Consider the following 12,267-nt stretch of genomic DNA (forward strand, 5'->3'; position numbering starts at 1 on the left):
GACTAGCCTCTTAGCGAATTTTTTTACCGAAACCGAGAATATCCAGTGGGAATGACAAACCAAGTGATACGTCTGGCGCGTCTTCGGTCAGACCGATTCCTACCGTACCATTCACAATGGTTTCAGGTGAAACGCGAACGCCTAATGAAATAGCCAAAGTCGAACTGGTCTGGTCTGCAGGTGAATAGCTTTCACCCGTATGATAAGTAAACTCCGAACCTGTATTAAAGCTTTGCTGATAGGACATGGTCATCGACACATCGTAGTTAAACGAATAAGCAAAACCAAAAGCAAAACCACCACTAATACCTGGCTCAAATTCTTCAATTATACGGCTACCGCGAATTTGATTGAGACCGCTTTCTTTAAAACCATAGTTGGCTGAAGCAGAAGCAAACAATACAACAGGGTCAATATACTTACGCGTACTTGCACCAATGCCTGCAGAGTAATAACCCTTACCTGTTGATAAATCTTTAACAGGGTTAATCTCGTAAGGACTATCACCCGTTTTAGTCGATAAATTTGCGAATAAAATTAAAGGTAAACGCCCCGCTTTTAATGGGAATGGCTCCCAACGTGCGCCTAAAGAAATATCCCCCAAACCTGCTGCAGTAGCATCCTTTAATAAATCTGACTTTGCAACCAATGGTACAGAAGCAGATAAAGTTAAATTGTCACGCAAACCATATTGTGCGGTGAAGGTGTTAGTTAATGCATGCGAGGCATTTTCTTGCACACGAAGCTGATACAACTGACCTTGAGCCATTTCAAGATCGAGCTGCGTATCACGATGATAGGTATAATCAATATCATAATAAGATGAAATATCACCTTTTTTCATGAGCGAGTATTGCCGCTCATTCGAGGTAAATACTTCTTCTAAATTCGCCTCTTTGGTTGCATCGCCCTCTTGCTGTTGCAAAGCAGATGATGCTGCTTGTGCACCATTTGCAGCGACAACCGCACTATTTGTTTCAGCACTTGTATCTGCAGTTGATGCTGCTGTATCTGATACTTCTGCCTGTTCAGTTGTGGTTTCATATTCCCCTAATTGCGGCTCCTCTGCGGCATAAGCCACCCCAAATACCATTTGAATACTGAGTGCCAATAAGGTTTTATTCATCCATTTACGATCCATGATTTACCCCTTCCATTTTTATTTTTGTATTTCGTGAACAACTAATTACTTGTTTTTATAGTAGAGTCTTAAAAAACGATGCTCGTACTGTCCATAATTATCAGAATCTTTATTTACATTACGTTCCAGACGTATTGTCGATGCTTTATCGGCTATTTTTTCCATCGCAAATTGTGGATATTGAATATCAACAAAGGCATAACGATTCACTGTTGCGTCTTCCACATGACGCAAGTCTTTTTCTTGTAATGCCAACATAGTTTGACGATTTTGCGGTGCGACATTAATTAGAAATAAGGTGTTATTCTCCCAAACTTCTTTAAAGCGTTCTTCATCGAAACTGATATTGCCTAATGCAGGGTCTGCCACATAGACACGTCCATTTTTATATGCCTTATACACCACAAAATGTTTAAAACCTGCATAGGAAATCGGCACAATTGCAGGCTGTCCTTGTTTAACTAAATCCGAAAACTCCCCGCGATATCCACCACTTTCCATGCCCAAAGCTGCGACAAAGCGCTTCATATCCAATAGCGAAAAACTACGACGTTCAATAATTCGGTCGTATTCTCCATAACGCAGCAAGCCACTCATGGTTTGTTGCTCGTTTAATTGTGTTCCTACATAACCATTCAGCAAGGTTGTTAAAGCTGCAGAACCACAACTGTAGTCATAGGCTTGGCGCACAATTCCGCGAAATTGATCTTCTAAAGCAGGTTTAATTTGCACAGGCTCTCTGTGCATACGGGTAAAGGAATTATTTCTAGAATCCAAAGTTTCTGTGTAACGCACAGTTTCAGGATGCTGTTCTTTTAAATCAAAGGCTTGTGTGGCAGCGTAATAGATCAATGCCGAGCCCAAAGCGATCTCTAACATATATTTTTACTTTTTAGTTCTCGGCAATACCTGCCTAATATTTTTATTTTAGAGTTTTCACTCTACTTCCTTGTATTTAGAAAGATACTCGTTTTATAGAAAAAAAAAAGGGCTTTCTATATTTTTTTTGCGAACTCATCAGTTTATTTGTAAAAAAAAGCGCGTGAATTCACGCGCTTTTTCGGTGTTTAAATTAGTGACCAGAAATGGTGATTTTTGCACCTTGCTGGTAACCTGCACCACCCAACGCTGTTGGTGCACCATAATAGGTTTGTAATCCTTGGATTTCCATATCACCAATAGACGTCTTCTGAACTGCACCAGCAGCACGATCATAACTACCCAAATGAATACCTTTAATATAGTTATCTTTAGCACCACCATGGCTGATGATCTGAATATAACCATTGCTAGCATCATCTTTGCCAATGATACTAATATCTTGTTTTAAAGTTAAGTCTTTCTTGCCAGCATCGGTAAGCTTAATACTTTGAATAAAGATTTCACCTGCAGCACGTGTAGTAGTTTTCGTTGAGTTATCTAAAATACCAAGATCTTTGATTTCTAAACCACCCACCATTGTGGTGTTTAATTTAATCATTGCACCTTGTGGTGCTGCACCTAATTGAATATTGGCATCCATTTTACCCGTTTTTAAAGTTAAACCAGATAAAATTGCATTATAGTTGGTGTCATCACCACCACGACGAATATTAGCCGCACCCGCTGCTGGCATAGCATTCGATGCGGTCACACCAATCTCACCAATATTAATATCTAAGCCAGATACTTGTGCTGCCACGTTAATAAATGCACCATTGGCACCTGTACCCGCATCTGTATCAATCACCAAGTCAGCTAAGTTACGAGAATCTAATAAATAAGCACCACCATTGCTATAGTTTGCACCTATGACCACACCATGAGCCGCTGTTACGCCCTGACCATTACCTTTGATAACAATTGCACCAGCCTTGCCTGTTCCACCAAAACCAGCTTCACCCGCAGCGCCTTTTGCTGCTAAACCATCATTATCATGAATAAAAAGTTTTTCGATCTCTACTTTAGAAATACCAATCCCGATGCTTAAACCATCTTGACCAGTAGTTGCGCTTAATGCAGTATCGTCCATTGCCTGCATTGCCATTGCATTTGTTGTTAACGCGATTGATGATACCAAAGCAAGTTTAGTAAATTTTTTCATCTTGTTACTCTCCCGAGAGTATTATTTTTTTGGTTTTACCACTCAGTGCCAGTGATTGTGTTTTTATTTGATGAGGACAACACTGACACACATTCCTTGAGTAGCCGGTTTGCACATACAAAGGTATATCTGAGTTATTTTTTGTTCAACTGCTGTTGGTCGCAATCCACATCTTACCGACAAACGGTTATTTGCTTTTTATCTGCTGCAATCATGTAAAATAGCCTTTTAAAATCTCTCAGCTGTTTACACTTTATGTTCTATCCTACTCATTTTAAAAAATTATTCTGTGAACCTGAATGCGAGGCTGCAAAAATTCTGCAGGCTTTGGCAGCACTTTCACATTGTATTTATTTGCAAAATAATGGAAAGGCGCGTATTGCATTTTTGGCCGAACGCTATTGTGTGCAGCAAAACCATCAACATTTCTACTTTCAAAAAACAGCATTCAATCAATACGAATTAAGTCCAACTCAATTAGATTTAACAGCTCATCTCGGCACTTCAAATGATACAAACACTACCCCATTTTGCAGTGTAATGGGTTTTATTTCGTATGATGCTGCAGCACAGCAACACATCAATATGCAATCCCGCGCCCAACCAAGTGTTTTTTTAGGTCAATTTAAAAGCTATTTACAGCAAGAAACTGATGGCTGGTATTTTTATAGTTCAGACGATACAGCTACGCAAATTTTTGATTTTATTTTAAATTTATACAGCCAACCTGCCGTTATTGAACAGTTCCAATTAAGCCAAAAGTGTCAAGCCCGCTGGAATTTCACAGATTACCAACGCGCCTTTCAACATGTTCAAGACTATATAGTGGCAGGAGATTGTTATCAAATTAATCTTACGCAAGAGTTTAGCGCTGAGGCTCAAGGTCAACTTTTAGAGACTGCAGCTCAGTTTTGGCAACTGACCAATGCACCTTATGCAGGTTATTTACGTATTGGTGATTTTGAAATTTTAAGTTGTTCGCCCGAACTCTTTATCGATTTTGAGGAAAATCGAAAAATTACCACAAAACCCATTAAGGGCACGATGCCACGTTATGGCGATCCTGAATTAGACCGACAATCGAAACAACAATTAAGTGAATCTAAAAAAGATCAGGCTGAAAATGTGATGATTGTGGATTTATTACGTAATGATTTAAGTGTTTATGCCGAAACTGGCAGCGTCAAAACGCCAAAGTTATTCAATATTGAGTCTTTTAACCAAGTGCATCACATGGTCAGTGAAGTGACCGCAACACTAAAAGCCGAGATGAATCCTTTTGCTGTATTGATGTCTGCATTGCCAGGTGGCTCAATTACAGGTGCACCAAAAATTCGTGCCATGCAAATTATAGATGAACTCGAAGGTGCAGCACGTGGCGCCTATTGCGGCTCTATGGGTTATTTTGATGCCGATGGAACGGGTTCTTGGAATATCCTGATCCGTTCTATTCAGAAATATCAGCAAGATGTTTCATTATGGGCTGGTGGTGGCGTCACGATTGCATCTGTTTGTGAAGCAGAATATCAAGAATGTTTTGACAAGGTTTCAGCGATGTTGGACTTATTGAACCGCTGGTACAAACCTGCGCAATAGCATGTCGCAAAAACAAAAAAAGCGAGTGAATTCAATGCTTCACTCGCCTCTACGATATTTTAACAATTAAGCCAAAATATCGTATTTTAAAGTATCTACTAAGCGTTGATTTTGATCATCTGTACCAATAGTAATGCGCAAATATTGATTGATGCGTGGTTTATTAAAATAACGCACAATAATACCGCGTTCACGTAATGCTGCAGCTAATTCACCCGCATCCTGTTGAGGATGTGATGCAAAAATAAAGTTGGCGTGTGATGGCAATATCTTAAAGCCCAAGCTCGTTAAATCCGTCACCAATTTCTCACGGCTTGCAATAACTTTTTGGCATTGTGCTTCAAAATACGCCTGATCTTGAAAAGATGCCACCGCTGCTGCAATCGCAAAACGATCCATTGGATAGGAGTTAAAACTATTTTTCACGGCTTCCAGTGCGGCAATTAAATGCGGTTGCGCAATCGCAAAACCAACACGTAAACCTGCCAAAGAACGTGATTTAGATGTGGTTTGACACACCACAAGATTATCGTACTTTTCTACCAATTTTACTGCAGACTCTGCACCAAAATCGACATAAGCCTCATCAATCACTACCACTGAATTTGGATTGGCCTGTAAAATTTCTTCAATCGCACTTAAACCCAAAGCAATACTGGTCGGTGCATTCGGATTGGTGATGATGATGCCGCCATTGGCTTGCTTATAATCATCAACCACAATTTCAAAATCATCATTTAAAGGCAAAATTTTAGTTTTTACCCCAAAAAATTGACTATATACAGGGTAAAAACTATAGCTGATATCCGGATACAGTAACGGCTGTTCCTGAACAAAAAAAGCTTTAAAAATATGTGCAAGGACTTCATCTGAACCATTGCCAACAAAGACATTTTCCACAGCCACGTTTTGCTGTTTCGCAATGGCTTGCTTAAGCTCAGACGCATCTGGATCTGGATATAAACGCAGTGCATCTGCCGAGTTTTCTAAAACCTTTTGCACCGCTTCCACCACTTTAGGCGAAGGTGGATACGGGTTTTCATTGGTATTCAATTTTAATAAATTTTGAATTTTTGGCTGCTCACCCGGTACATAAGGCTCTAGCTCACGTACTTCAGGGCTCCAAAAACGCATTTGTTCTGCTGTGATATTCATTTTGTATTCTCTTTAAATCCTCTCCTAACCTCTCCCAAAGGGAGAGGAATTTTCATTACTAAAGACACAAAATTTGTGTGGTTTAAATTCCCCTCTCTTTATTAGGAGAGGGTCAGGGAGAGGTTGTAATGCTATTTATGATTGATAACGATAACGTGCTGATCGTGCATGCGCATCCAGATTTTCCTGCTTCGCTAAAATATCAGCGGTTTTCGCCAAACTTTTCACGCCCTCAGCTGAACACATAATCAGACTTGAGCGTTTTTGGAAATCGTAAACACCCAATGGCGATGAAAAACGTGCTGTACCCGACGTTGGTAATACGTGGTTTGGCCCTGCACAATAATCACCAATAGCTTCTGGTGTATAGCGCCCCATAAAGATCGCACCCGCATGACGAATTTCTTCTGCCATCACTTGTGGATCATCCATACACAACTCCAAGTGTTCGGGCGCAACTTGGTTGATCAATTCAATCGCCTCTTGACGATCTTTGACTAAGATCAATGCACCACGATTTGCAATAGAAGTGCGGGCAATTTCAGCTTTAGGCAAATTCGCCAAGTGCTGTTCAATCGCTTGTTCAACCTGATTCAGCAATTGCGCATCTGGTGTAATAAAGATAGATTGTGCAACCGTGTCGTGCTCGGCTTGGGAAAGTAAATCCATCGCCAACCATTCAGGATTATTTTCACCTTCGGCATAAACCAAAATTTCGGATGGCCCAGCAATCATATCAATGCCAACCTGACCAAATACAGCACGTTTTGCAGCCGCCACAAAGCGGTTACCTGGCCCCGTAATTTTATCTACCGATGGGATGGTTTCTGTACCATAAGCCAATGCAGCAACAGCTTGCGCTCCGCCAATGGTAAATACACGAGTCACCCCTGCTAAATATGCAGCCGCCAAAACCAATGGATTGAGTTCACCATTCGGTGCAGGTACCACCATAATAATTTCAGGTACACCAGCAACATGCGCAGGCACGGCATTCATGAGCACAGAAGATGGATAAGATGCCAAACCACCCGGTACATAAATACCAACGCGATCTAATGGCGTGACTTTTTGCCCAAGTGTATTGCCCAAAGCATCAACATAAGTCCAGCCATCCTGCTTTTGCGCTTGGTGAAATTCACGAATACGTACAGCAGCCAATTCCAAAGCTTCACGAACTTCGTTATCTAAAGCATCAAATGCGGCTTTCAGTTGTTCCTGACTTAACTCAAGTTCTGAAAATTGATGCGCTGGATGTCGATCGAACTGTTGAGTGAGTTTAAGAACCTGAGCATCACCGTGCTGACGCACATCAGCAATAATTTGATCTACAGTTTTTAAAAGTTCAGGATCACTGACAGTTTCAAAAGCCAACAAGTCTGCAAAGGCTTGTTTAAAGCTTTGATCTTGAGTCGATAAACGTCGCATCAATTTACCCACAAGGTTTGATAGAAAAGTTTAGTTTACCTTGTTTCTAGGGCTTTGTGGGAATCTATACATGGCGAAAGCAGTATGTTTTGATGGAAATTCACGTTCGAAATCATTCAAGAACAGAATCATGCACGAACATAAAAAAACCGCCATTGAATGACGGTTTTTTGAGAAGGCAGGATAATGGATACAAAGTTAAGCAGATTGTTTTGCCAACTCTCGTTCTGCCACAGCTTTTTCAAGTTGTGCCAAAATTGGATTGAGCATATCTTGCTTGCGCTTAAAACTGGCTTTATTGACAATTAAACGTGAAGATACTTTACAGATTTCTTCTAGCGGCTCTAAACCGTTGGCACGTAAAGTATTACCTGTATCAACCACATCGACAATGTAATCACCCAAACCGACCAATGGTGCTAATTCCATTGAGCCATAGAGTTTAATGACATCAACCTGCTCACCTAAGCTGGCATAATATTGACGGGTCAAATTCACATATTTAGTGGCAATTTTTAAACGACCTTTTGGACGCTGCATACCAACTTTGCCCGCAGTCATTAATTTACAATTGGCAATTTTCAGATCGAGCGGCTCATATACATTTTGAGCGCCATGCTCCATCAGCACGTCTTTACCCGCAACCCCAATATCTGCCGCACCATTTTCAACATAAGTGGGTACATCAGAGGCACGTAAAATTAAAATACGCACTTGTTTATGTGTGGTTGGGAAAATCAACTTACGTGATTTATCTGGATCTTCCAGTAAATTAATTCCCGCAGTTTCTAATAAAGGCAAAGTTTCTTTTAAAATTCGCCCCTTACTTAATGCCAAAGTTAAACCATGATCAAAATTGCCCATGACGTCAAAATTTGGATCATCGTTTCTCATGTCATTCATCAATTTACTCGCTTAATTTGGGCGCCTAAACCTTGTAACTTTTGTTCTACATTTTCATAACCGCGATCAATATGATAAATACGGTCAATCAATGTTTCGCCTTCTGCCACCAATGCTGCTAACACCAACGAGAATGAGGCACGTAAATCAGTTGCCATAACAGGTGCAGCAGAAAGTTTTTCTACGCCTGTCACCACCGCATCATTGCCTTCTACCTGAATATTGGCACCCATACGTGACAACTCAGGGACATGCATAAAACGGTTTTCAAAAATAGTTTCCGAAATGGTAGCAAAACCGCGTCCAATCGCATTCACCGCCATTAACTGTGCTTGCATGTCTGTTGGAAATTCAGGATGTGGTAAAGTTCTGAAACTCACGGCTTTAGGGCGCTTGCCCATCATGTCCAGTTCAATCCAGTCATCGCCACGTGTGACTTCCGCACCCATTTCTTCAAACTTATCTAACACAGATTCTAGCAAGGCAGGATCGGTATGTGTGGTTCTGATTTTACCGCCCGTAATTGCAGCTGCAGCCAAATAAGAACCTGTTTCGATACGGTCAGCAACTACTGAATACTCACAACCATGCAAGTGTTCAACACCTGTAACCACTAAAGTATCGGTATCTAAACCTTCAATTTTAGCGCCCATTTTGATGAGCATTTGCGCAAGGTCGGTAATTTCAGGTTCACGTGCAGCATTACGAATAGTGGTAACACCATCTGCCAATACCGCAGCCATGAGAATGTTTTCTGTACCGCCAACAGTGACCATATCAAAGACCACTTCGCCACCTTTAAGGCGACCATTGACTTTGGCATTTACATAGCCATTTTCAACTTCAATTTCTGCGCCTAAAGCTTCAAGTGCTTTAAGATGTTGATCGACAGGACGTGAGCCTATTGCACACCCCCCTGGCAAAGATACTTTTGCACTACCATAGCGCGCAACCAATGGGCCAAGCACCAAAATAGAGGCACGCATGGTTTTTACCAATTCATAAGGTGCAAATTGGTTGTCCAACGTTGATGTATCTGCAATGACTGTATCGCCTTCATAAGACATTTTAATGCCCAAGCCTGCGATCAACTTCACCAAGGTATTTACATCTTTTAAATTTGGAACATTTTTCAATGTAATTGGCGTTTCTGCAAGAATCATTGCAGCAAGAAGTGGCAAGGCTGCATTTTTTGCACCAGAAATACGCACTTCACCTTCGAGCTTATTACCGCCCTGAATTAAAAATTTATCCATTAAATTATTAAGCTCCAAATAAGCTTGCTTTACGCCATTCTTCTTGTGTCATTGCACGAATTGTAACCGCATGAACTTCACCGCTGGCAATATAGCTATTCAATGGTGCATACACTGCTTGTTGACGAGCAACAGGACGCTTACCTTCAAACTGATTATCTACAATACGAAGATCAAACTTGCCGCCTTGCCCACTTACAGCAACTTCAGCCTCTGGAAAAGCAGCTTTTAAAATTTCAGTGAGCTGTTCACTATTCATCACAAAGACCTCTTATAGGACCAACGGTGTAAAAACCTGTCATTTTACTATAAATAGAAAAAATAATTCATTAATCCTATACATTATCGCAATAAAAAAAGAGGTTTATCCAAAACCTCTTTTTAAATCACATTTTAACTAGATGGCTAAAGGCTGATAATCCAGCTGCATCTTCCGATGTTTTTCTAACTGACGTTTTAATTTTTCTGTCATCATCTTAATTGAAGTATACATATCATCTGCACTAGCCTGCGCAAAAAGCTCCGTTCCAGGTAAACGAATAATCGCTTCTGCAATATGATTGGCGCTACCTTTTTTAGAATGTTTATCGATTTGATGATCTTTACTTAATTTCACCTGCATACTATTGACCTGATCCAGATGTTTGGTCATTTGTGCAAATTTAAGTCGAATATTTTCTTCAATTGCAGGGGTAATAGCTAAGTGATGTCCACGAATTGTTATTTGCATAATTCTATCCCTCACCTTCATTAGGATTAGGAAGGCATAGTTCACATGATTGATTGCCAAATAACAGATCACTGCAGCGGTCACTTTAAATCATGTCTAACTATTCCTTCAAAAAAATTCATTATTTGGTCATAATGAATCCTTAGAATAGACCGATTTTAAAAACTAGATCAAGACTTTTCGTTCAGAAGATGACGGAATATTTAATGACTCACGATATTTCGCAACCGTTCTACGTGCCACATCAATTCCTTCTTCTTTAAGAAGGTTTGCAATTATGTTGTCTGACAAAGGTTTACGTGGATTTTCATCTGCAATTAATTTTTTTATCTTGGCGCGAATCGCAGTTGAGGATGCTTCTCCACCTGAACTTGTTCCAACATGACTTGAAAAGAAATATTTCAATTCAAATAAACCACGTGGAGTTAACATATATTTATTGGTGGTCACCCGTGAAACTGTAGATTCATGCAACTCCACCTCATCGGCAACATCACGCAAAATCAACGGTTTCATTCCTTCAGCACCAATTTCTAAAAATTCACGTTGATGTTGCACAATGCAGGTTGCGACTTTTAATAAAGTTTTATGACGCTCATCGACACTTTTAATAAAGTTTTTTGCATCCAACATTTGATTGCGCAAATATTGATTGTCTTCGCTTTGATCTGCACGTTTAATCATATTGGCATAAAATGAATTGATTCTAAGCTTCGGTACAACATCAGGATTCAGCTGCACCTGCCAATGGTCCTGCTTTTTACTGACCACTACATCTGGAATTTGATAATCTGACTCCTGATCTTCAAATGCTGTACCAGGATGCGCTTTCAAGGTTTTTAATAAAGCCACTGCATGCTGTAGCTGATCTGCGCTTAAACCCGTTTGCTTAATTAACTTGGCTAAATCATTCGAAATTAATAACTCATAATGCTGCAAGAGTTGCAGTGCTTCCTGCCGATAAGGCACATCTGTAGCCAAACTTTCAAGCTGAATAGATAAACATTCCGCCAAATTACGCGAACCAATACCAATCGGCTCTAAACGCTGAATATGTTTCAAAACGACCAAAACTTCATCGTCTTCAATTTCATCTTCGTATTCCATGGAGATCAATAAATGTTGCACAGATGTAGTGATTTCAGATATTTCACAATCCAAGAAACCATTGTCATCCAAAGCATCGACAATACAGTAGGCAATGAGCTGCTCGACTTGAGAAAAATGCAACAGATTGATTTGTTGCATCATGTGCTCTTTTAAACCTAAATGTCCCTGACGATTATCCTCGCGCTCTTCATATTCCGCTGCTCCCAAACTCGTGGGTAAATGAGTGTACACATCATCCCAGTCTGTATCGACAGGCAAGTCATTTGGTAGATGATCTGCATTTAATTCTTTAGTCAAATCCTTTTGATCATGCTCTTGCTCTTCTAAGGTGGATAAACTTTCGACACTACTTTGTTCTTCGACTTTTTCTAATAAGGGATTACTGTCCAACTGAATTTGAACTTCTTGTTCAAGTTCCAAGCTCGAAAGTTGAAGCAAACGAATGGCTTGTTGTAACTGCGGTGTCAGTGACAAGGAGTTTGCAACTTTTAATCCAACCGATAACTTCATTTTCACCCACTCTTTTAAATTTATGTTTTTCAACAACTTAATATATAAGTTTTTGATAAGCAATTTCTATGCCGTTTTATTAGGTATAGCACAGATTTATCAAAAGACATAAAGATTTTAATCAGAAGTTCTATTCAATTTATTATTGTTTTTCTAACTTTATTTTCTCTCTTGCATAAAAAAACACCCCCAACGCTAGTTGAGGGTGTTTAGAATAATGAGCTGGCGATGACTTACTCTCACATGGGTAACCCCACACTACCATCAGCGCGAAGAGGTTTCACTTCTGAGTTCGGGAAGGGATCAGGTGGTTCACTCTTGCTATTGTCGCCAGCACAACTGTTTACGGAGACTT

General features: G+C 40.1%; 11 protein-coding genes and 1 rRNA gene. 1 reads left to right on the plus strand and 11 read right to left on the minus strand.

Annotation, left to right across the window (positions count from 1 at the left end; translation table 11 throughout):
* Positions 1-10 precede the first annotated feature (10 nt).
* The 3 genes from C3Y93_RS06475 to C3Y93_RS06485 all read right to left on the minus strand — a co-directional run bounded on the left by C3Y93_RS06475 (position 11) and on the right by C3Y93_RS06485 (position 3,224).
* Positions 11-1,141: a hypothetical protein gene (locus C3Y93_RS06475; protein WP_104852436.1), complete on the minus strand. Its 1,131-nt coding sequence runs from the start codon at positions 1,139-1,141 to the stop codon at positions 11-13.
* A gap of 45 nt (positions 1,142-1,186) precedes the next feature.
* On the minus strand, positions 1,187-2,020 hold the full coding sequence (locus C3Y93_RS06480; RefSeq protein ID WP_104852437.1) for a C39 family peptidase: 834 nt from the start codon (positions 2,018-2,020) through the stop codon (positions 1,187-1,189).
* A gap of 193 nt (positions 2,021-2,213) precedes the next feature.
* The gene (locus tag C3Y93_RS06485) at positions 2,214-3,224 is read right to left on the minus strand and encodes a DUF6160 family protein (protein ID WP_104852438.1); all 1,011 of its coding nucleotides are present in this window, start codon (positions 3,222-3,224) and stop codon (positions 2,214-2,216) included.
* 255 nt (positions 3,225-3,479) lie between these two features.
* On the opposite strand from C3Y93_RS06485, the gene pabB reads away from it, so the two are divergent.
* Positions 3,480-4,820, plus strand: coding sequence for an aminodeoxychorismate synthase component I (pabB, locus tag C3Y93_RS06490; protein ID WP_104852439.1), 1,341 nt, complete (start codon positions 3,480-3,482; stop codon positions 4,818-4,820).
* Between the two features lie 66 nt (positions 4,821-4,886).
* Here the strand turns inward: pabB and hisC are convergent, their stop codons facing one another.
* The 8 genes from hisC to rrf all read right to left on the minus strand — a co-directional run bounded on the left by hisC (position 4,887) and on the right by rrf (position 12,247).
* Positions 4,887-5,975 carry a histidinol-phosphate transaminase gene (gene hisC / locus C3Y93_RS06495; protein ID WP_104852440.1) on the minus strand — a complete coding sequence of 363 codons (1,089 nt, stop codon included), beginning with the start codon at positions 5,973-5,975 and terminating at the stop codon, positions 4,887-4,889.
* A 135-nt stretch (positions 5,976-6,110) separates the two neighbouring features.
* Positions 6,111-7,415, minus strand: coding sequence for a histidinol dehydrogenase (hisD, locus tag C3Y93_RS06500; RefSeq protein ID WP_162495523.1), 1,305 nt, complete (start codon positions 7,413-7,415; stop codon positions 6,111-6,113).
* A 186-nt stretch (positions 7,416-7,601) separates the two neighbouring features.
* Positions 7,602-8,306, minus strand: coding sequence for an ATP phosphoribosyltransferase (gene hisG, locus C3Y93_RS06505; protein WP_104852442.1), 705 nt, complete (start codon positions 8,304-8,306; stop codon positions 7,602-7,604).
* Positions 8,306-9,562 (minus strand): UDP-N-acetylglucosamine 1-carboxyvinyltransferase, encoded by a 1,257-nt coding sequence (murA, locus tag C3Y93_RS06510; protein ID WP_104852443.1) that lies wholly within the window; start codon positions 9,560-9,562, stop codon positions 8,306-8,308. The genes hisG and murA overlap by 1 nt, the downstream gene beginning before the upstream one ends.
* 7 nt (positions 9,563-9,569) lie before the next feature.
* On the minus strand, positions 9,570-9,821 hold the full coding sequence (gene ibaG / locus C3Y93_RS06515) for a BolA family iron metabolism protein IbaG (RefSeq protein WP_004975198.1): 252 nt from the start codon (positions 9,819-9,821) through the stop codon (positions 9,570-9,572).
* 138 nt (positions 9,822-9,959) lie between these two features.
* Positions 9,960-10,292, minus strand: coding sequence for a ribosome hibernation-promoting factor, HPF/YfiA family (hpf, locus tag C3Y93_RS06520; RefSeq protein ID WP_004975196.1), 333 nt, complete (start codon positions 10,290-10,292; stop codon positions 9,960-9,962).
* Positions 10,293-10,457: 165 nt separating this feature from the next.
* A complete protein-coding gene (locus C3Y93_RS06525) occupies positions 10,458-11,912 on the minus strand; it encodes an RNA polymerase factor sigma-54 (protein WP_104852444.1) in 1,455 nt (484 codons plus the stop codon).
* Between the two features lie 220 nt (positions 11,913-12,132).
* Positions 12,133-12,247, minus strand: a 5S ribosomal RNA gene (gene rrf / locus C3Y93_RS06530).
* Positions 12,248-12,267 lie beyond the last annotated feature (20 nt).

Origin of the sequence: Acinetobacter sp. SWBY1 (assembly GCF_002946595.1) — a bacterium.
Classification (GTDB): domain Bacteria; phylum Pseudomonadota; class Gammaproteobacteria; order Pseudomonadales; family Moraxellaceae; genus Acinetobacter; species Acinetobacter towneri.

Excerpts from the sequence above, each read along its gene's own strand:
- C3Y93_RS06525 (WP_104852444.1), bottom strand. The coding sequence starts at position 11,912 with ATGAAGTTATCGGTTGGATTAAAAGTTGCAAACTCCTTGTCACTGACA.
- C3Y93_RS06480 (WP_104852437.1), bottom strand. The coding sequence starts at position 2,020 with ATGTTAGAGATCGCTTTGGGCTCGGCATTGATCTATTACGCTGCCACA.
- pabB (WP_104852439.1), top strand. The coding sequence starts at position 3,480 with ATGTTCTATCCTACTCATTTTAAAAAATTATTCTGTGAACCTGAATGC.
- hpf (WP_004975196.1), bottom strand. The coding sequence starts at position 10,292 with ATGCAAATAACAATTCGTGGACATCACTTAGCTATTACCCCTGCAATT.
- C3Y93_RS06475 (WP_104852436.1), bottom strand. The coding sequence starts at position 1,141 with ATGGATCGTAAATGGATGAATAAAACCTTATTGGCACTCAGTATTCAA.
- hisC (WP_104852440.1), bottom strand. The coding sequence starts at position 5,975 with ATGAATATCACAGCAGAACAAATGCGTTTTTGGAGCCCTGAAGTACGT.
- hisG (WP_104852442.1), bottom strand. The coding sequence starts at position 8,306 with ATGAATGACATGAGAAACGATGATCCAAATTTTGACGTCATGGGCAAT.
- C3Y93_RS06485 (WP_104852438.1), bottom strand. The coding sequence starts at position 3,224 with ATGAAAAAATTTACTAAACTTGCTTTGGTATCATCAATCGCGTTAACA.
- murA (WP_104852443.1), bottom strand. The coding sequence starts at position 9,562 with ATGGATAAATTTTTAATTCAGGGCGGTAATAAGCTCGAAGGTGAAGTG.
- ibaG (WP_004975198.1), bottom strand. The coding sequence starts at position 9,821 with ATGAATAGTGAACAGCTCACTGAAATTTTAAAAGCTGCTTTTCCAGAG.